Here is a 19,526-nt window from a genome sequence, read left to right as displayed (position 1 = left end):
TTCTGAGAATTCGCCGTGTCCCGGATCGCTGGTCGCCGCGCCCCGCATCGCTTGAATGGTCCATCCATACGGTCAGATAGCTTCGGGGGTTCATTCAAGCGGACACCCGCGCACGCAACCGGACACCCGCGCACGCAACCGGACACCCGCGCACGCAAAAAGGCCCGCCACAACAGTTGTGGCGGGCCCTTCCGGTGTGAAAGCTACTTCACGGACATCGATTCGAGAATCTGGCGCGCGAGTGCAGCGGTCTCGGACGGCGTCTTGCCGACCTTGACGCCTGCGGCCTCGAGTGCGTCCTTCTTCGCCTGCGCCGTTCCCAGCGAGCCGGAGACGATGGCGCCTGCATGGCCCATGGTCTTGCCCTCGGGAGCGGTGAAGCCTGCAACGTAGCCGACGACCGGCTTGGTCACGTTGGCCTTGATGTAATCGGCTGCGCGCTCTTCTGCGTCGCCACCGATTTCACCGATCATGACGATGAGCTTGGTCTCGGGATCAGCTTCGAACGCCTCGATGGCGTCGATGTGCGTCGTGCCGATGACGGGGTCGCCGCCGATGCCGATGGCCGTCGAGAAGCCGAAGTCACGGAGCTCGAACATCATCTGGTAGGTCAGCGTGCCACTCTTGGAGACCAGGCCGATGGGGCCGGTGCCGGAGATGTTGGCAGGCGTGATGCCGACGAGAGCTTCACCGGGAGTGATGATTCCGGGGCAGTTCGGGCCGATGATGCGGGTCTTCTTGCCCTTCTCCACGTTGTAGGCCCACGCGTATGCGGAGTCCTGCACGGGGATGCCTTCGGTGATGACGACGAGCAGCGGGATCTCCGCGTCGATCGCCTCGACGATGGCGTCCTTGGAGAATGCCGGCGGGACGAACGCGATGGAGACGTCCGCTCCGGTCTTCTCCATGGCCTCGGCGACGGATGCGAAGACCGGGAGTTCGACGTCGTTGCCGTCGGCGTCGACGTGCTTGACCGTGGTTCCGGCCTTACGTGCGTTGACGCCACCGACGACCTGGGTTCCGGCCTTGAGCATCAGGGCGGTGTGCTTGGTGCCTTCGCCGCCGGTGATGCCCTGGACGATGACCTTGTTGTCCTTGTTCAGAAAGATTGACATGGTTTCCTCTACTTCGCTGCCAGCTCGGCGGCCTTGTCGGCGCCCTCATCCATGGTTCCGGCGAGCGTCACCAGCGGGTGCGCGGCGTCGGCGAGAATCTTGCGGCCTTCTTCGACTTTGTTGCCGTCGAGACGAACCACCAGCGGCTTGTTGGCTTCGTCGCCCAGCTTCTTCAGTGCGCCGACGATGCCATTGGCAACTGCGTCACATGCGGTGATACCGCCGAAGACGTTGACGAACACGCTCTTGACCTGCGAGTCGTTGAGGATGACGTCCAGACCGGCAGCCATGACCTCGGCCGATGCGCCGCCGCCGATGTCGAGGAAGTTGGCGGGCTTGACGCCACCGTGTGCCTCGCCTGCGTATGCGACGACGTCGAGGGTCGACATGACCAGTCCAGCACCGTTTCCGATGATGCCGACCTGTCCGTCGAGCTTGACGTAGTTGAGGTCGTTCTCCTTGGCCTTGGCCTCGAGAGGATCGGCTGCGTCCTTGTCCTCGAAGTCCGCGTGGCCGGGCTGACGGAAGTCTGCGTTGGCGTCGAGCGTCACCTTGCCGTCGAGGGCGAGGATCTGATCGTCCGGGGTGCGAACCAGCGGGTTGACCTCGACCAGGAGAGCATCTTCGTTGATGAAGACCTCCCACAGCTTCTGGATGGTCACCGCAGCGGCGTCGAGCACCTCGGCGGGAAGCTTGCCCTTTTCGGCGATTTCACGAGCAAAAGCAAGGTCGACGCCCTTGACGGCATCGACCGGGATACGTGCGAGCGCGTCGGGGTTCTCTTCCGCCGTCACCTCGATTTCGACGCCACCCTCGACCGAACACATCGCGAGGTAGGTGCGGTTGGTGCGGTCCAGCAGGAAGGAGATGTAGTACTCCTCGGCGATGTCGGAGGCTTCTGCAACGAGAAGCTTCTTGACGACGTGGCCTTTGATGTCGAGTCCGAGAATCGCTTCTGCGTTCTCGGTGGCTGCTGCGACGTCCTTGGAGTACTTGACGCCACCGGCCTTGCCGCGGCCGCCGACCTTGACCTGTGCTTTGACCATTACTGGCTTGCCGATTTCTTCGGCAATCTCTGTTGCTCCGGCGACCGTGTCCGTGACACGACCGGCGGAGGTGGGTACGCCATGCTTGGCGAACAATTCCTTCGCCTGGTATTCGAAGAGATCCATCAGCTCACCGTCTCGTCTACGTTGACGCCCGCTCAAGGGGTGTGAGCGGGTCTGATGATGGACTTTATCCAGATGCCCAGGGAGCGCATCGGGCGCATGGATGCTATGTGGTCTATCTCACCGGAGCGTGGTGTGTGTCCCACGCCTCACTTGCTTGGGCGTCGAGCCGAAAGAGCTGCCGCCACAGCGAGTATCACTAACCCGAGCGCGCCGACGAACGAACCGGCTCCGACGACAGGGTCGAGCACACGCGCTTGCGTCAGCGGCCAACCCAACAGATAGACGACCATCGCGACCGCGCACCCGACGAGAAGGGCAGTCCCTCTGGCGGGCCGCGAACGCGCCGCGAGGACGACGGCCACCACCACGGTCACCGCCATCACTGCCTGACCCCAGGCATCCCAACCCCACGGGAACTCGGCGAACGACGCCGCCGAGGTGTCGACGCCTCGGTAGAGGGGCAATCCGAGAGCCACTGCCGACACGAACCCTCCGAGCCACGCCACCGACCCCACGTTGCCGTCGTTGCGGACGTCGGATGTGTCGACGTCGTCCCGCTCGGAACTACCCGCGAGGAGCACCCCGACTCCACAGACGGCCGCGGCGGCCGCCCCGAGAGCAGTCGCGATGCCGCCGATACCGAGACCGATACCGTCGATGTCGGCAGCCAACACCACCGACTGCAGAACGCCGGTCGAGGCCATGATCGCCGCGACGGCGATGATCCCGAGTGCCGGTCGGACGGTATCGGCGAACAACGAGAAAAACATCGGAACGGACGCGATCACGAGAACGAACCCTGCGATGAGCGCCGTCCGCGTCGCGAGAATCGTCGGATTCGGCACGCCGTCGGGAACATCGAGTATCGGCAGGAATCCAGCAGTACTCAGGAGCACTCCCCCGACCACCCCCGCCGTCCCGGCAACGACGTGCCACCGCATGGACGAACTCGAGTCCTGCAGCTTCCGATCACGGCGCGTGGATTCCCGGGCGTCGTCCCGTCGGTCGCGGACGGCAGAGACGGGGAGGGCGAGAACTCCGACGACGGTCAGCGCGATCCCCCCGACCGCGCCGATCCAGGAACCCGCCGATGCGTCGACGCCAGGACCTGAAGCGGATCCCGCGACGACCCGGCTGCCGAAGACCCCGACGATCCCAAGACCGGCAGCAAGCATCGCGCCGGCAGCAACAGGCGGGGAGATCGATGCGAGGGCTGCTGCCGCGACGATCACCACTGCCAGCGACAGCGCTCCCGAACCGAGCGCGGTCGTGAGGGGCGATTCGACGACTGCTCGAACCAGGACGATCGAATCGGTCGAAATGTACGGCGGTGCCCACATTGCGGCGGCGGCGACGAGCGAGGCCGCTACCGCGATCACAGACAGCATCGCGCCGATTCGAACTGACGACGACCGACCCGTCAGCTCCGCTCGGGGCGAATGGCCGTAGCCGTCGTCGAACGACGCCCTACCGACTGCGACGAGACCGAGCACGCCACCCACCACTGCGAGGGCATGGGCGGCGATCAACGCGTAGGCACCGAGTTCGGGCTCGAGGGCTTCGGCAGTAATCGGCCGGAACAGCTCGAGCCTATTGGCATCGATGGGCGAACTGACCAAACCGAGATCGAGCAGGAGCAGTCCCACCGAGATGGCGCCGTATCCGGCCGTCAGTGCGCCGGCGAGCGCAGGCCGAGCGAGGACGGTGAGAATCGCCAGAATCGCCACAGCGACGACAGGAGCCACCGCAACGACCGCCGCCGCGACGACTCCGGGTTGCGGGCCACCTACTTCGGTCGATCCCACGGACTCGAGGGCGAGGGAAGCGAGGGCGATCAACGCCGCGATCGACGTCGCTGCGGTCGCCGCAAGGGCCGCTGCGCGGGAGCTCGCGCCGTCCGGCGATCGACCCTCGATTACGCGGGGAGGAACTTTGCCTGTGTGCGAAGGAGAGGACACGTGTCAGGACGCTATCGCTCGTCGGCGATCTTCTCGGCCGCCACGCGCCGACAGCCATCTGCCGTGTTTTCGGAGTTTCGTTTTCGAACCGGCGTGCTGGCATACTCGTGACCTGTCGGTGATCACAGCCGATATCCGCAAAACCCCTGCTCGCCTTGTGAGCCATCTCACATATGAGCCGGTTTAAGTCGATTAACTTGCGCGTACCGCAATCGTTTCGTTACCGTCTGCCGAGTCTTAAGTCACGAGCAGATCACGGATCGGGAGGTCGCAAGTCTTGTCGCAACACCGCGCGTCCTTCACTACCAGCCGGTTCGTAACACCGGCGGCGGTAACCGAAAGCGCGCCGACCGTGTTCTCGACACAGACCAGCTGGGGAACCGAAGCGGAAGACTTCGACACGACCGGCTACGACTATTTCGCAAGCAACTACGGCTCTGCCGAGAGCTACCACGACAGCGAGCTGCACAGCATCTCCGAAGTGGATGTCCCGGCGGAGCCTGATTTCGTTACAGAGAGTGTTCCCGCAGACGAGATCGCTGTTTCACGCCGACGTGGCGCGCACCGGATTCCGACGCCTCCCACCGCACTCAAGGGCCGCGCCGCTGTCCTTGCAGTCGCTGCAGGTGCCGTCGTCGCTGCAGGCCAGGCCGTCATCGACCATGGACCTTCCGCGCCGAGCACGTCCGAGGAAGTTGCTCTGGCCGCAGGCGCAGCGCCGGCAGCCCCGGGCATCGCCGCCACCGCCGTTCCGCAGGCAGCCAATTTCGCCGCTGACACCACGACGGACGTTTCGGCATCCTCTGCCCCGCAGATCCTGAATGTCGCGAACCCCGTCGATCTCAGCCAGTTCAACGATCTCCTCGCCAAGGGGCAGCGCTTCAGCGAAGAGCGCGCCGCGCGTGAGGCTGCGGCCCGCCGCCCGTTGTTCGTGCTTCCCGCAGTCGGTACGTACACCTCCAACTTCGGTCAGCGCTGGGGAGTTCTTCACGCTGGCGTGGACATCGCCAACGCTATCGGCACCCCGATTCTTGCGGTCGCCGACGGCAAGGTCATCGACGCGGGCCCTGCGGCCGGTTTCGGAATGTGGGTTCGCCTGCAGCACGCCGACGGCACCATCACCGTGTACGGGCACATCGACAGCGCGAACGTCACGGTCGGCCAGGAAGTCATGGCCGGAGACCAGATCGCGCGTATGGGCAACCGTGGTTTCTCCACCGGCCCGCACCTGCACTTCGAGGTTCACCTTCCGGGCGACAGCAAGATCGACCCGCTTCCGTGGTTGGCTTCCCGGGGCATCGGCCTCGGACCCGAATTGGACTGACTGTTCGACGTAGGTGCGCACCGATTCGTCAGGTGCGCACCGAAATTCCTAACAATCCGCCGCGCACCTGACTATTCGGTGCGCGGCTTTCGTCTGCTCAGAGCTTGGTCATCGGCACGCCACCGATGAGCATCATCTTCACGCGTCCCGACGTGCCGAAGTCGACCAACACCATGGCGGAGGTACCGGTGCCGGTGGACTCCAGAACAGTTCCCAGACCGTACTTGTCGTGATTGACACGGTCCCCCACGGCGAGGACGAGAGCGTTGTTGCGTGCGCGTGCGGAACCGAAGGTCGGCGTCGATTGCTGCCCGCGACGCTCGCCGAAACCACCGCCGCCGAAACCACCGCCGCCGAAGCCACCGGATCGCGGCCGTCCACCGATGCCGGGGTCCTCACGCTTCCATTCGATCAGCGACTGTGGAATTTCCTGCAGGAAGCGCGATTCCGGATTGTTGATCGGCTGACCCCAGGCCGAGCGCATGATCGCACGCGTGAGGTACAGACGGTGCCGCGCACGAGTGATACCGACGTACGCGAGCCTACGTTCTTCCGACAGTTCGTTCGGGTCTCCGAGTGCGCGCATGTGCGGGAATTGTCCGTCTTCCCACCCGGTCACGAAGACGACGGGGAATTCGAGGCCCTTCGCTGTGTGCAGCGTCATCAAGGTGACGACACCTGTTCCGGAATCCGGTATCTGATCGGTGTCGGCGACGAGCGACACCCGTTCGAGGAACGCCGCGAGCGAACCCGGTGCGGGAGTCCCTTCCTCCCGCTCCACTACTACGTCGGCTTCGGCTTCGACTGCGGCGAGGTTGCGCGCTTCGGAGGTGAATTCTCTTGCCACGCTGACGAGTTCGTTGAGATTGTCGAGCCGCGCACCGTCCTGGGGGTCGCTGCTGGCTTCGAGTTCGGCGCGATACCCGGTGCGATCGAGTACTGCCTCGACGACGTCGCCGATGTCCGCGATGTCGTTGCCGTCGTCGTCGGTGCTGTTCAGTACCGAGCGGAGCTCGTCGAGTAGTTCGAGGAACTGGCCGATCAGTTTCTGGGACCGCGAATTGAGCAGTGCGACCTTGCCTGCTGCGGCGTCGTGCAGTGCTGCGGAGAAGCTGATGTCGCGCTGCTCGGCATGGACGGCGACGCATGCTTCGGCACGGTCCCCGATCCCGCGACGCGGCGTGTTCAAGATTCGACGCATGCTCACCGTGTCGTCTTCGTTGGACAGCACGCGCAAGTACGCCACCATGTCGCGTACTTCCTTGCGCTCGTAGAAGCGCACCCCGCCCACGACCTTGTAGGGCAACCCGAGGCGGATGAAGATCTCCTCCAGCGCACGCGAGGAGTTGTTGGTTCGATAGAAGACCGCTACCTCGTCGTAGCGCACGTCGTGGTTGTCGACGAGCCTGTCGATCTCCGAGGCGACGAACGACGCTTCGTCGTGCTCGTTGTCGGCCACGTAGCCGACGATGAGCTCGCCCTCCCCCGAGTCCGTCCACAATCGCTTGTCACGCCTACCGGTGTTGCGAGAGATGACCGAGTTGGCTGCGGACAGGATGTTCTGTGTCGACCGGTAGTTCTGCTCGAGCAGGATGGTTCGGGCGTCCGGGTAGTCGCGCTCGAACTCCTCGATGTTGCGAATGGTGGCACCACGGAACGCGTAGATCGACTGATCCGCGTCGCCGACGACACACAGTTCTCCCGGTGCGATAGTGCCTTCGAGTGCTCCGTCGGAATCCTCGCGGCCGACCAGCTCACGCACCAGCATGTACTGCGCATGGTTGGTGTCCTGGTACTCGTCGACCAGCACATGCCGGAATCGGCGACGGTAGTACTCGGCGACCTGCGGAAACGCCTGCAACAGGCCGACGGTCTCGCCGATCAAGTCGTCGAAGTCCATGGCGTTGGCCGACCGAAGCCGTTGCTGGTAGATGCCGTACACCTGCGCGACGAGCTTGGGCAGCTCGACCATCTGCTTGTCGGCGTCTGCTGCGGCGTCCTCGGGTCCGACGAGTTCGTTCTTCAGATTCGAAATCGCCGTCGAGAGCAGCCGCGCCGAGAACTTCTTAGTATCGATCTGCAGGTCTTTCGAGATCATCGTCAACAGGCGGCGCGAATCGTCGGCGTCGTAGATCGAGAAGTTCGAGTTGAGCCCAGGCAGCAATGATGCCTGGTTGCGGAGGATGCGTACGCAGCTCGAGTGGAACGTCGAGACCCACATGCTGTTGGCCCGAGGGCCGACGAGACCGGCGACGCGCTCACGCATCTCCGCGGCGGCCTTGTTGGTGAACGTGATGGCCAGAACCTGGCCGGGCATGACCCCGCGCTCGGCCAACAGGTACGCGATACGACGCGTCAGAACAGCAGTCTTACCCGACCCGGCCCCGGCCACGATGAGGAGCGGCGATCCCGAATGCATGACAGCCTCGCGCTGCTGGGGGTTGAGACCCTCCAGCAGGGCTTCGGACTTGGACTTTCCGGGCGCAGGTGCAGCAGTGAGGTTCGTGTTCATCGCCTATTCAGGCTACCGGCGCGCACCGACACCCCTTTACACGAACCTATGCGTGACTGCTGGTTGAGGACGCAGCACAAAACCGAACGGAAGATTCGGCTCCCCGACTGACTTTTCAGGACTGCGAACAGGTGGCACACTGGATCGGTGATCGAAAATATCGTTCGTCGCTATGCCCTGTACGCTGCCGATTCTTCGGCGCGGGGTCCCGGGGGTTGTTCCTAGTAACGCGGTCCGTGGTTCTCCGTCCTGGGGATTCGCGGGTCGCAACGATGTGACTCAGCACACAGCAATACATAGTTCTGCGGCAAGTCCTCGAAGTTGGGGGGACGTAACGGTGTCGGATCGAGCAACGATCCACACTAGTGACACGAGGAGACGAAATGGCATCTACGACAAAGATCGACACCGAGACTGCGTTGCCCTCTTCCGAGGCCGAAATCGATGCACTCCGCCAGGAGATCGATCGGCTGGACTCGGAGATCCTCGCTGCCATCCAGCGCCGCACGGAGGTATCACAGCTCATCGGCCGGACCCGCATGGCGTCCGGCGGCCCGCGCCTGGTGCACAGCCGTGAAATGAAGGTACTCGACCGCTTCAGCAGCCTCGGCCAGGAAGGCCACACGCTCGCGATGTTGCTTCTTCGCCTGGGTCGCGGACGACTCGGACACTAGAGACTTCCGTCGTGCATGCCACCAGTGGCATGCACGACGAGACAGTCCAGGCAGGCAGCTCAGGTGAGGGCGATGTACTTGGTTTCCAGATACTCGTCGATCCCCTCGGTCCCGCCCTCACGACCGAATCCGGACGCTTTGACCCCGCCGAACGGCGCGGCCGCGTCCGAGATGACTCCCCGGTTGACTCCCACCATTCCGCTCTCGATGGCGTCTGCCACCCGTAGCGCACGGTCGAGTCCACGGGTGTAGATGTACGACGCCAGTCCGAACTCGGTGGCATTCGCCGCCGCAATTCCCTCTTCCTCGGTGTCGAAGCCGACGATGGGCGCTACCGGGCCGAATACTTCTTCCGTCAGGATTCGCGCGTTCGCCGGCACATTCGTCAGGACCGTCGCCGGGTAGAAGTACCCGTCTCCGCCAGCTGCCTCGCCGCCGAGCGCAATCTTCGCCCCACACTGCACAGCGTCGTCGACGAGTTCTTTCACCGTGCCCAGCTGATCCGCGTTGATCAGCGGTCCGAGCTTGGTATCGGGATCGATGCCCGGGCCGAGCTTCATCTCCTTCATCCGCTCGACGAGCTTCGCGGTGAACTCCTCCCGCACGCTGTTCGCGACGTGGAATCGGTTCGCGGCGGTGCACGCCTCGCCGCCGTTGCGCATCTTCGCGAGCATCGCGCCGTCGACGGCTGCATCGACATCTGCATCGTCGAATACGACGAACGGCGCATTGCCACCCAGTTCCATAGAGGTTCTCAGCAACCCTCCCGCCGACTGCTCGATGAGCTTCTTCCCCACCTCCGTGGAACCGGTGAATGTCAGCTTGCGAAGGCGAGGGTCCTCGAGGATCGGCGCGCTCACCGCGCTCGACTTCGACGTGGTCAACACCGACAGCACACCCTCGGGGAGACCGATCTCGGCGAACAGCTGCGCCAGGAACAACATCGTCAACGGTGTCTCGCTGGCCGGTTTGACGATGATGGTGCACCCGGCAGCGAGCGCGGGACCGATCTTGCGCGTTCCCATCGCAAGCGGGAAGTTCCACGGAGTGATGGCCAGGACTGGGCCTACCGGCATCTTGCTCACCAGAATGCGACCGTTACCCGCAGGTGCAGGCGTGTATCGGCCTTCGATACGGACGGCCTCCTCGGCGAACCAACGGAAGAACTCCGCGCCGTACTTGACTTCCGCTTTCGACTCGGCCAGCGCCTTGCCCATCTCGAGTGTCATGAGCGTCGCGACGTCGTCGGCACGTTCGGTGATCTTCTCGAATGCGGCACGAAGGTACTCACCGCGCTCGCGAGCGGGCGTCTTCGCCCACGACTTCTGTGCTGCCGCAGCTGCGTCGATCGCCTTCTTCGCATCCGCAGCGCTGGCGTCGGCGACGCTGGTGATCGGCTTTCCTGTAGCCGGATTGTTGACCTCGAACGTCGCTGCGTTTTCGGCATCGACGGCGTGGCCACCGATCCATAGCTTCGGTTGGATGGATTCGACGAGTGAATTGGTCTCCATTCTTCCAGTGTGCCCCCAGGCTTGACGTGCGCCCAGAGCGCACGAGAAGACGCGCACAAGCCGGCGAAGCAGATTAGGGTTTGCAGACATGAGCGGTGACATCACGGGCAGCGACGCCTGGAACAACTTGAAAGCACACCACGACGCAATCGGCGAGAAGAAGCTTCGAGACCTGTTCACCGAGGACCCGGATCGCGGCCGAACCTTCACGATGGATGCGGGCGACCTGCACATCGACTACAGCAAGCACATCATCGACAGCGAGACAGTGTCTCTTCTGGTCGAACTCGCTCGCGCCGCGGACATCGAAGGCCGTCGGGACGCGATGTTCGCCGGCGAACACATCAACACCTCTGAGGATCGTGCAGTCCTGCACACCGCCCTGCGGCTTCCCGCCGACGCGACGCTCGAGGTCGACGGCCAGAACGTCGTCGCCGATGTCCACGAAGTGCTCACGCGGATGGGCGAATTCACCGATCGAGTGCGTTCCGGCGAGTGGGTCGGCGCGACCGGTTCTCGAATCTCGACAGTGGTCAACATCGGCATCGGCGGCAGCGACCTCGGACCCGTCATGGTCTACAACGCGCTTCGTCACTACGCCGACGCCGGAATCGACGCGAGGTTCGTCTCCAACGTCGATCCCGCCGATCTGGTCGCCGCCTTGGTCGGGCTCGACCCGGCGTCGACGCTGTTCATCATTGCCTCGAAGACGTTCTCGACGCTGGAGACGTTGACCAACGCGACGGCAGCGCGGCGATGGCTCGTCGATGCCCTCGGCGAAGACTCGGTCGCCAAGCACTTCGTTGCAGTGTCCACCAATGCGGAGCGAGTGTCGGAGTTCGGCATCGACACCGCCAATATGTTCGGGTTCTGGGACTGGGTCGGCGGACGCTACTCGGTGGATTCGGCGATCGGTCTCTCGGTCATGGCCGTGATCGGAAAGGAAGCATTCGGGGAGTTCCTCGACGGCTTCCACCGCATCGACGAGCACTTCCGCACGACGCCACTCGAGCAGAACGCTCCGGCCCTGCTCGGCCTCCTCGGGCTGTGGTACAGCAGCTTCTTCGGGTCGGAAACCCGCGCGGTACTCCCGTATTCGAACGATCTGTCACGCTTCCCTGCGTACCTACAGCAGCTGACGATGGAGTCCAACGGCAAGTCGGTCAAGGCCGACGGCACTCCGGTGACGACGTCGACCGGGGAAATCTTCTGGGGCGAGCCGGGCACCAACGGACAGCACGCCTTTTACCAGTTGCTGCACCAGGGAACCAGGCTGATCCCCGCCGACTTCATCGGGTTCGCCGAGCCCACGGACGACCTCCCGACCCGCGACGGCACCGGCAGCATGCACGACCTGCTCATGAGCAACTACTTCGCCCAGACCAAGGTCCTCGCGTTCGGCAAGACGGCCGACGAGATCGCCGCCGAGGGAACCGCGCCCGACGTCGTGCCGCACAAGGTGATGCCGGGCAACCGACCGTCGACCTCGATCCTCGCGCCGAAGCTGACCCCGTCCGTCGTCGGTCAGCTGATCGCGCTGTACGAGCACCAGGTGTTCGTCGAGGGTGTCGTGTGGGGTGTCGACTCGTTCGACCAGTGGGGTGTCGAGCTCGGCAAGACCCAGGCCCTGGAGCTGACGCCGGTGCTGACCGACGAGGCGGCACCGGAGAAGCAGGGCGATTCATCCACCGACGCCTTGGTCCGCTGGTACCGCGATCAGCGGGGGCGCACGAAGTAGCTCTGCGGGGTCGATCCACCCGGCCGAGGGATCCGAATGGTTGGCCGGTACGTCCAACTCAGTATGGACTTCGATCAGAACCACATGTTCTCCCGTACGGACGCGCTGGCACGCGGTTATACGGACGACGACCTGCGGCGGGGCCGAGCCAGCGGCGAACTCGTCACCGTCCGGCGTGGGCACTTCATCAGGGCCGAGGTCTACCGCACACTCGATGCTCATCGCAGGCACGCAGTCCTCGCCGAGGCTATTTTCGCGGAGTCGAGCGCCGACACGGTATTCAGTCACGTGTCGGCGGCGGTGCTGCACGGGATGGAGACGTGGGACATCCCGCTGGACAAGGTCACGTTCACGATCGGTCGCTCGTATGCGGGCAAGCGCGGTCGACAGCGAGTTCTGCACGGATCACCCGTGCCGTCCTCCGACTTGATGACGCTGAACGGGTTCGCGGTCACCACACCGACACGGACGGTGGTCGACCTGGCCAGATCGCTACCACTGCACCCCGCGGTGTGCGTCGGTGACTACGCGCTTCGCACCGGCCTGACAACGCATGCCCAATTGCTCACCGCGCTCGACGACGCGAGAAACAGAACGGGTGTAGCCAAAGCGCGCCAAGCCGTCGGGTCGATGTCCCCGCGAAGCCAGAGCGCGGGAGAGTCACGCAGTCGCATGCAGCTCGACACGCTACCGCTGCCGCCGCCGCAGCTCGGTCAATGGCTGCGCGACGAATTCGGCCTACTCGTAGCGAGGGTGCCGTTCCTCTATCCCGATCACGGGGTAGTCGGGATATTCGAGGGTCAGGGGCTGTACGGGGCCGATCCCGTCATCGCCGACGTGGACTGCACGCGACAGCGGAAGCGCATGCGCAATCTGGGATGGGTTGTCGTGCAGTGGAACTGGGAAGACCTCGCGTTCCCGAGAGAGCTGACCGATCGAATCGCACGGGCCTTCGTCCGCGCAGCCGGCCTGCCTTCTCCACGCGGATCCTTCACCTGAGAATCGACCTAGATTCGGGCCAAGATCGCCGCGGTGTCCAGTCCCGTCGGCAGGGTCCCGAAGGCCCCGCCCCAATCTTCTCCGAGCCTGCTGGCGCAGAACGCATCGGCCACAGCCGCGTCGCCATGTCGGATCAGCAGCGAGCCTTGAAAAACCAACGCCATCAGCTCGACGACGCGTCGCGCGCGGTATTCGATATCGGAACGATCGGCGAGCTCCTTACCGAGCCGTGACACCGCGTCGTCGAAGCGTGAATCCGCTCCTGCTGCAAGACCGACCTCGGCAAAGTATGCCTCGACAACGTCCGGCTGTTTGGCCAGCGCACGCAGGGAATCGAGTGCGGCCACGTTGCCCGAGCCCTCCCAGATCGACATCAGCGGCGACTCTCGGAACAACCGCGGCATCGACGAATCTTCCACGTATCCGTTGCCGCCCAGGCATTCCAGTGCCTCTGCTGCATGCGACGGGGCGCGCTTGCACACCCAGTACTTGGTGACGGCCAGGGCGATTCGACGCAGTTCGGTCTCCTGACTGTCTCCCCGCGCCGACCGGTCCGTCGCTCCCGCCAGACGCATCATGACGGTCGTCGCGGCCTCGGACTCGACGATCAAGTCCGAGAGCACATTCCGCATCAGCGGCTGATCCACCAACTGCGCCCCGAACGCCGAACGATGGCGCGCATGGTGCACTGCGCGGACTGTCGCATTGCGAATTCCTGCCGCCGATCCGATGACGCAGTCCAGCCGCGTCATGTTGACCATCTCGATGATCGTCGGCACCCCGCGCCCCTCTTCGCCGACGAGCCAGCCGGTGGCCCCTTGGTATTCCACCTCCGAGGATGCGTTGGACTTGTTACCGAGCTTGTCCTTGAGTCGTTGCAGCGCAATACGATTACGAGTACCGTCGGGCAACACCCGGGGCAGCAGGAAGCACGATAGGCCGCCCGGGGACTGTGCCAGTGTGAGGAACATGTCCGACATCGGCGCCGAGGTGAACCACTTGTGTCCGACGATCGAGTACGTACCGTCCGCGGACGGTGTCGCTGTCGTCGTGTTGGCGCGGACATCGGACCCGCCCTGCTTTTCCGTCATCGACATACCCGCGATGAGGCCGCGCTTCTCGGTGGGAGTGCGAAGCCCGAAATCGTAGTGGGTCGACGCCAGCAGCGGCTCGTACAGATCGGCGAGCTGTGCATTGTGCCGCAGCGCCGGTACTGCCGCATAGGTCATCGAGATGGGACACATGTGCCCGGCGTCGGCCTGGCCCCATGCGTAGAACTTCGCCGCGCGGGCCACATGAGCACCTGCCCGGTCGCACTGCCACGGCGTCGCGTGCAGGCCGTTCGCTACCGCCACCGACATCAGGTCGTGCCAGTGCGGGTGGAATTCGACCTCGTCGATGCGGTTGCCGTACCGATCGTGTGTCCGCAGGATCGGCGGGTTCTCGTTGGCGAGGCGCCCCCACTCCTGAACTTCTACGCTGCCTGCATGATCCCCGAGTTCGCGGAGGTCGGGGAGCGAGTACTCGGCACCTTCGCGTTCGAGCCCCTCGAGCAACGAGGCGTCGTCGGACGTGTCGTACGGCAGCAGGTCCGGGACCTGATTGAACACGCTGTGTGTGTCCGGAAAAGTCATGACGAGACTCCTAGCGATCGAAGGGCGAATGCGACGAGATCGGGAACGACGTCGGCAGCGTCTCCGTGGTTGCGGTCGGGACGCAGCGGCCCGACGAGGACCTCCCCCACCGCGCCGACGAGTCCTGCTGCCGCCAGGTCGACGTTCTGCGCCGGAATTTCACCCGATGCGACTCCGGCGGCAATCGCTCCGGCGATCGCGTCCGTGAAACTGCGTCGGAACACCAGCCGTTCGGCGTCGACGGCCGGATCGACGGGCTCGGCCAACAAGGCGTACGCCATGGTGCGGTTCTTCATGGCCCGCCCGGCGAACGTCTCGACGATCGCGGTGACCCGCTCAGTGGCATCACCGGAAGCGCAGGCCTCGGCGACGGCACGGACCTCCCGACCGCACACCTCGCGAAATATCGCCACGACCAGGTCGGACTTGCTCTCGAAGTGGGTGTAGACGCTACCGGCGGAGACCCCGGCCGCTGCGGCGACGGACGCGATGGACAACCCCCGATAGCCCTGCTCGGACAGCACCTCGATCGCCGACGCGAAGAGTTTGTCGCGTCCGGCATCGAGTCGAGCTTGCACGGCCGTCGTGCGGCGATACGGCATGCCAAGAAGTGAAGCACTGATTCATTGCTTCACACAAGCCCCCTCGAGTACCGTCGACACCATGCCAGTGAGGATCGAACGCTCGGGGCCCGTCACCACCGTCATCCTGTCGCGACCGGAATCGAGGAATGCCGTCGACGGCCCCACCGCGGCCGAGCTGGTCGCTGCGTTCGAGGAGTTCGACGCCGACGACGACGCTGCCGTCGCGGTGCTGTGGGGAGAGGGTGGAACCTTCTGCTCCGGCGCCGATCTCAAGGCGCTCGGAACGGAACGGTCCAACCACGCGACCGAACACGGCGACGGCCCGATGGGGCCGACCAGAATGCAGCTGTCCAAGCCCGTCATCGCCGCGGTCTCCGGCTACGCCGTCGCGGGTGGCCTCGAACTCGCGCTGTGGTGCGACCTTCGAATTATCGAGAAGGACAGCACTTTCGGGGTCTTCTGCCGGAGGTGGGGCGTCCCTCTGATCGACGGCGGAACGGTACGGTTACCACGGTTGATCGGTACGTCGCGAGCGATGGATCTGATTCTCACCGGGCGCGCAGTCGACGCCGACGAAGCACTTGCCATCGGCCTCGCCAATCGCGTCGTCGACGTCGGTGGCGCGCGGGCTGCTGCAGAGGCACTCGCAGCCGATCTGGCACTTCTACCGCAGACGTGCATGCGCGAGGACCGCCTGTCATTGCTCGAGCAGGAAGGTCTGGAGCTGGAAGCCGCCATCGCCAACGAGTTCCGGCACGGTGCGATCTCGATGTCTGCCGATGCGCTCGGAGGTGCCCAGCAATTCGCTTCGGGCGCAGGCAGACACGGCGCCAGCCAGTCGAGACACACGCCGTGAGGCGAGACCGTCTGTCCGTTGTCGACGACATCTTCTTGCGAACCCACCGAGGGTTCGGACTGCCCATCGTCCTTCAGGGCATCTGGCGCAGCGCCGAACACGTCGACAGAGTGGATTTCGCTGCGGTGCATGCCAATCTGGCGTCGGGTCAGCTCGGTCGAAGGATCGTCACCCCTCGTGTTCCCGGTGCGCGACGACGCTGGACTCGATCCACCGAGGCACACCCACTTCGGTACGACGCCACACCGCTGAGCGAAGGCACTGTGCTGAGGTGGGCGGACGCGCAAGGAGACATCGAGCTCGATCCGGAGTTCGGACCGGGCTGGCGGATGTCGGTGGCAGCGGTCGAGACAGGCGGGACCGTGATGTCACTGGTCTGCTCGCATACCCTGGCCGATGCTGCAGGCCTCATCGCGGCGGCGGGGAGGGCGTTCGAGGGAAGTGCGCCGGAGTTCCGACTGCGTCGAACGTCGGACATCGGCGATGCGGTCTCGCTCGCCACTCGGGTGGCTGCGGGTTCGGTGCGCGCGTCCGTGAGTTTGATGCTCAGCCGAGACTCCCGGCGCGAGCTGACCGGTTACGTCCGCTCGACGAAGACCGTCGGACTTCACGACGTACGCCCCAGTACTGCCATCTTCGATATCGATGCGAACCTGTCCAACACGGTGTTCATTTCGCTGATCGCCGAGATCGCCGCCTCCCTCGGGGAACACGAACCCATCAGCATCAACGTACCTTTTCGGTCGAATACGCACGGCACCAATCGAATCGGTATGGCCACCGTCGGCGTGTCCAGCACCGACACCCTTGCAGACATCAAGACCGCAACCAAGGCGGCTCTCGCCAAGCCCGCACACGCGCCGAGCGGCTTCCCGGCCGAGGCAGTCCAACTGATGTCCGACGCCAAGGCCGCATCGATGACGTCCTCACTCGGGACTGCGCGGGTGCTGTGTTCGAACATCGGGGCTCTTCCGACGTCGATCGCATCGATCTCGGGACACCGTGCCACCACTGTCGCGACCCGAGCAATCCACCCGAACGCAGGTCGATCGCGTACCAAGACGGTCCTGTCCGCCTACATCTCGACGATGGGATCGACATCGACGCTCTCCCTCGTCGGGACCGAGAACCGGTTCGTCCCGATACTCACCGACCGAGCATCCGCGGTGCTCACGCGCCGCGGATTGCCGCACAAGTCGTGGTAGCAGGGTTAGACCATTCGGTCGGTGAGCTCGTTCGGGAGGAAGCGCAGCGCGGCGTCGATACCCCGCCACTTCAGGCCGGGCAGTGCCGCGCGACGCGGTTCCTTCTCGATCGCGGAGACCATGGCCGACACTCCCTCGTCGAGGCTGGCCGTCATCATCTTGTTGTCTCCGGCCTTCGCCGACATGTCGGTGGCGATGTAGCCGGGCAGCAGCGTCGTGACGACGATGTCGGTCTTCGCGAGTTCGCTGGCGAGCGCCTCGCCGAGGGCCGCGACGCCGGCCTTGCTGGCCGAGTAGACGGCTTTCGGGCCCGGTAGGCCGCGGTCGGCGCTGATCGAGGACACGAGCACGAGGTGGCCGTACTTCTGAGCTCGGAAGATCTCGAGCGCGGCTTCTGCTTGCGACAGTGCTCCGATGAAGTTGGTGCGCGCGGTGGCCAGATTGGCGTCGGCTCGTCCACTGCCGATCTTTGCGCCCTTGCCGATGCCTGCGTTGACGACGACACGATCGAGGCCACCGAGTTCGTCATGGAGTTCACCGAAGACCCTGACCACAGCGTGGTGATCGTTGACGTCGAGCGCCCGGATCGCCACCGTGACTCCCGGGTTGGCGATGATCAGCTCGTCTCGCAGTGTTTCGAGGCGGTCGAGCCGCCGTGCGCACAGCGCCAGGTCCTTCCCTTTCGCCGCGAACCGCCTGGCCATCTCCTCGCCAAGTCCCGAACTCGCACCGGTGATCAGAATCTTGTTCCGTCTCTCGCCCATGGCATTGGACCCTATGCCACCCTGGAGAGATGACCGAGCAGAGTACGGACGAATTCGACGTCATCGTCATCGGCGGAGGCCCCGTCGGTGAGAACGCCGCCAGCTATGCGATCGCCGGGAGCGACCGCACCGCCGTGATCGTCGAACACGAACTCGTCGGCGGCGAGTGCTCGTACTGGGCGTGCATGCCGAGCAAGGCACTGCTGAGGCCAGGCGATGTCCTCGACATCGCACGACACATGCCGGGAGTGAAGGAACTCGTCGGCGAGAAGACTCTCGATGTCGACGCCGTCCTGGCGCGTCGGGAGTCGTTCACTCATTCGCTCGACGATTCATCCCAGGTGACGTGGGCCGAGTCGGCCGGAATTTCGGTTGTCCGCGGCCACGGCCGAATCAGCGGAGAGAAGACCGTCGACGTCGATGGTCGCACCCTGACGGCACGGCACGCGGTGGTGCTCGCCACCGGAACGACGGCATCGATACCGAAGACCCCTGGACTACGCGAGGCGCTACCGTGGATCTCCCGCGATGCCACCAACATTCACGAGGTGCCGGCCAGAGTAGCCGTCATCGGTGGCGGCGTCGTCGCATCGGAGGCCGCAACGTGGATGCTGGCGTTCGGGGCCGAGGTGACGATGATCGTCAGAGGATCGCGCCTGCTGGCGAACGGTGAACCGTTCGCCAGCGACCTCGTCGCCGAGACGTTGCGAAGCCGCGGCGCGAGAATCCTGTTCGACGCCGACCTGACCGCTGTGTCGAGGCCGGACGCGAAGGACACCGGCGTCGGCAGAATTCACGGCGGCCCGGCCGAGCTGACCGTGGACGGACAGAGCATCACGGTCGACGAGATACTCGTTGCGGCGGGTCGCACGCCTGCGAGCACTGATCTCGGATTGTCCACCGTCGGACTCGACGACCGCGGATACGTCGAGACCGACGACCATCTACAGGTACGGGGAGTGCCGTGGCTGTACGCGACGGGCGATGTCAACGGTCGCTCGCCACTGACCCACATGGGCAAGTATCAGGGCCGCGTCGCCGGTGACGTGATTGCGGCCCGCGCCGGCGGAAAACCGCTGAACGGCAGGAGGTTCACCGCAAGCGCCGACCACGGCCAGGTCCCGCAGGTGGTGTTCACACCGCTTCAGGTCGCGTCGGTCGGGCAGACCGAGAAGCAGGTGCGCGACGCCGGGATCGACGTGGAGATACTCGGAGTCGACATCGAAGTGGCAGGTTCGTCGCTGCAGCAGGACAACTTCGCGGGCCACGCGCAGCTGGTGGTCGACAGGGCGTCGGACACCATCGTCGGCGCCACCTTCGTCGGACCGGGCGTGGACGAGTTGGTGCACGCGGCAACGATAGCGATCGTCGGCAAGGTGACACTCGAGGATCTGTGGCATGCCGTCCCGTCGTATCCGACGGTCAGCGAAGTGTGGCTTCGACTGCTCGAATCCCGCAGGGAGTAAGCTAAGTTGGTGTG

The 19,526-nt window shown here is 64.5% G+C and carries 15 protein-coding genes; 7 read left to right on the top strand and 8 right to left on the bottom strand.

Going from position 1 to position 19,526, the window contains the following annotated elements; genetic code table 11:
- Nucleotides 1-203 precede the first annotated feature (203 nt).
- From sucD to ACODSO_RS12770, 3 genes are all read right to left on the bottom strand, one after another.
- Nucleotides 204-1,115, bottom strand: a complete 912-nt coding sequence (gene sucD / locus ACODSO_RS12780) for a succinate--CoA ligase subunit alpha (protein WP_489037251.1) — start codon at nt 1,113-1,115, stop codon at nt 204-206.
- Between the two features lie 8 nt (nt 1,116-1,123).
- Nucleotides 1,124-2,287, bottom strand: a complete 1,164-nt coding sequence (gene sucC / locus ACODSO_RS12775; protein ID WP_068377416.1) for an ADP-forming succinate--CoA ligase subunit beta — start codon at nt 2,285-2,287, stop codon at nt 1,124-1,126.
- A 146-nt stretch (nt 2,288-2,433) separates the two neighbouring features.
- Nucleotides 2,434-4,245 (bottom strand): hypothetical protein, encoded by a 1,812-nt coding sequence (locus ACODSO_RS12770; RefSeq protein ID WP_489037250.1) that lies wholly within the window; start codon nt 4,243-4,245, stop codon nt 2,434-2,436.
- Nucleotides 4,246-4,522: 277 nt separating this feature from the next.
- On the opposite strand from ACODSO_RS12770, the gene ACODSO_RS12765 reads away from it, so the two are divergent.
- Nucleotides 4,523-5,569, top strand: coding sequence for a M23 family metallopeptidase (locus ACODSO_RS12765; RefSeq protein ID WP_489037249.1), 1,047 nt, complete (start codon nt 4,523-4,525; stop codon nt 5,567-5,569).
- Between the two features lie 97 nt (nt 5,570-5,666).
- Here ACODSO_RS12765 and pcrA read toward each other — a convergent pair whose 3' ends face one another.
- Nucleotides 5,667-8,081 carry a DNA helicase PcrA gene (gene pcrA, locus ACODSO_RS12760; RefSeq protein WP_489037248.1) on the bottom strand — a complete coding sequence of 805 codons (2,415 nt, stop codon included), beginning with the start codon at nt 8,079-8,081 and terminating at the stop codon, nt 5,667-5,669.
- 383 nt (nt 8,082-8,464) lie between these two features.
- Here pcrA and ACODSO_RS12755 point away from each other — a divergent pair, with 383 nt between their 5' ends.
- Nucleotides 8,465-8,755, top strand: a complete 291-nt coding sequence (locus ACODSO_RS12755) for a chorismate mutase (protein ID WP_068377453.1) — start codon at nt 8,465-8,467, stop codon at nt 8,753-8,755.
- Between the two features lie 59 nt (nt 8,756-8,814).
- On the opposite strand, the gene ACODSO_RS12750 is transcribed toward ACODSO_RS12755, so the two are convergent.
- Nucleotides 8,815-10,266 (bottom strand): NAD-dependent succinate-semialdehyde dehydrogenase, encoded by a 1,452-nt coding sequence (locus tag ACODSO_RS12750; protein WP_489037247.1) that lies wholly within the window; start codon nt 10,264-10,266, stop codon nt 8,815-8,817.
- A gap of 88 nt (nt 10,267-10,354) precedes the next feature.
- On the opposite strand from ACODSO_RS12750, the gene pgi reads away from it, so the two are divergent.
- Both pgi and ACODSO_RS12740 read left to right on the top strand, forming a co-directional pair.
- Nucleotides 10,355-12,004: a glucose-6-phosphate isomerase gene (gene pgi, locus ACODSO_RS12745; protein ID WP_489037246.1), complete on the top strand. Its 1,650-nt coding sequence runs from the start codon at nt 10,355-10,357 to the stop codon at nt 12,002-12,004.
- Nucleotides 12,005-12,040: 36 nt separating this feature from the next.
- Nucleotides 12,041-13,003: a type IV toxin-antitoxin system AbiEi family antitoxin domain-containing protein gene (locus ACODSO_RS12740; protein ID WP_489037245.1), complete on the top strand. Its 963-nt coding sequence runs from the start codon at nt 12,041-12,043 to the stop codon at nt 13,001-13,003.
- Between the two features lie 8 nt (nt 13,004-13,011).
- Here ACODSO_RS12740 and ACODSO_RS12735 read toward each other — a convergent pair whose 3' ends face one another.
- Together ACODSO_RS12735 and ACODSO_RS12730 are read right to left on the bottom strand one after the other, a co-directional pair.
- Entirely contained in the window at nt 13,012-14,637 is a 1,626-nt protein-coding gene (locus ACODSO_RS12735; RefSeq protein ID WP_489037244.1) for an acyl-CoA dehydrogenase family protein, read from the bottom strand.
- A complete protein-coding gene (locus ACODSO_RS12730; RefSeq protein ID WP_489037243.1) occupies nt 14,634-15,239 on the bottom strand; it encodes a TetR/AcrR family transcriptional regulator in 606 nt (201 codons plus the stop codon). Before ACODSO_RS12730 ends, ACODSO_RS12735 begins: the two co-directional genes overlap by 4 nt.
- A 61-nt stretch (nt 15,240-15,300) precedes the next feature.
- Here ACODSO_RS12730 and ACODSO_RS12725 point away from each other — a divergent pair, with 61 nt between their 5' ends.
- Nucleotides 15,301-16,077, top strand: a complete 777-nt coding sequence (locus tag ACODSO_RS12725; protein WP_489037242.1) for a crotonase/enoyl-CoA hydratase family protein — start codon at nt 15,301-15,303, stop codon at nt 16,075-16,077.
- Complete coding sequence (locus ACODSO_RS12720) at nt 16,074-17,282, top strand: hypothetical protein (RefSeq protein ID WP_489037241.1); 1,209 nt, start codon at nt 16,074-16,076, stop codon at nt 17,280-17,282. The genes ACODSO_RS12725 and ACODSO_RS12720 overlap by 4 nt, the downstream gene beginning before the upstream one ends.
- A gap of 5 nt (nt 17,283-17,287) precedes the next feature.
- Here the strand turns inward: ACODSO_RS12720 and ACODSO_RS12715 are convergent, their stop codons facing one another.
- The gene (locus ACODSO_RS12715; RefSeq protein ID WP_489037240.1) at nt 17,288-18,046 is read right to left on the bottom strand and encodes an SDR family oxidoreductase; all 759 of its coding nucleotides are present in this window, start codon (nt 18,044-18,046) and stop codon (nt 17,288-17,290) included.
- 29 nt (nt 18,047-18,075) lie between these two features.
- Between ACODSO_RS12715 and ACODSO_RS12710 the strand changes: the two genes are divergently transcribed.
- A complete protein-coding gene (locus ACODSO_RS12710; RefSeq protein ID WP_489037239.1) occupies nt 18,076-19,512 on the top strand; it encodes a dihydrolipoyl dehydrogenase family protein in 1,437 nt (478 codons plus the stop codon).
- Nucleotides 19,513-19,526: the final 14 nt, after the last annotated feature.

The sequence above is a fragment of the Rhodococcus sp. FG69 genome (assembly GCF_057808915.1).
The sequence above is the reverse complement of the archived record's forward strand: the minus strand, read 5'-3'. Positions and strand labels throughout refer to the sequence as shown.

Coding starts and splice junctions, on each gene's coding strand:
- sucD (WP_489037251.1), bottom strand. CDS start 1,115: ATGTCAATCTTTCTGAACAAGGACAACAAGGTCATCGTCCAGGGCATC.
- sucC (WP_068377416.1), bottom strand. CDS start 2,287: ATGGATCTCTTCGAATACCAGGCGAAGGAATTGTTCGCCAAGCATGGC.
- pcrA (WP_489037248.1), bottom strand. CDS start 8,081: ATGAACACGAACCTCACTGCTGCACCTGCGCCCGGAAAGTCCAAGTCC.
- ACODSO_RS12755 (WP_068377453.1), top strand. CDS start 8,465: ATGGCATCTACGACAAAGATCGACACCGAGACTGCGTTGCCCTCTTCC.
- ACODSO_RS12750 (WP_489037247.1), bottom strand. CDS start 10,266: ATGGAGACCAATTCACTCGTCGAATCCATCCAACCGAAGCTATGGATC.
- pgi (WP_489037246.1), top strand. CDS start 10,355: ATGAGCGGTGACATCACGGGCAGCGACGCCTGGAACAACTTGAAAGCA.
- ACODSO_RS12740 (WP_489037245.1), top strand. CDS start 12,041: ATGGTTGGCCGGTACGTCCAACTCAGTATGGACTTCGATCAGAACCAC.
- ACODSO_RS12735 (WP_489037244.1), bottom strand. CDS start 14,637: ATGACTTTTCCGGACACACACAGCGTGTTCAATCAGGTCCCGGACCTG.
- ACODSO_RS12730 (WP_489037243.1), bottom strand. CDS start 15,239: ATGCCGTATCGCCGCACGACGGCCGTGCAAGCTCGACTCGATGCCGGA.
- ACODSO_RS12725 (WP_489037242.1), top strand. CDS start 15,301: ATGCCAGTGAGGATCGAACGCTCGGGGCCCGTCACCACCGTCATCCTG.
- ACODSO_RS12715 (WP_489037240.1), bottom strand. CDS start 18,046: ATGGGCGAGAGACGGAACAAGATTCTGATCACCGGTGCGAGTTCGGGA.
- ACODSO_RS12710 (WP_489037239.1), top strand. CDS start 18,076: ATGACCGAGCAGAGTACGGACGAATTCGACGTCATCGTCATCGGCGGA.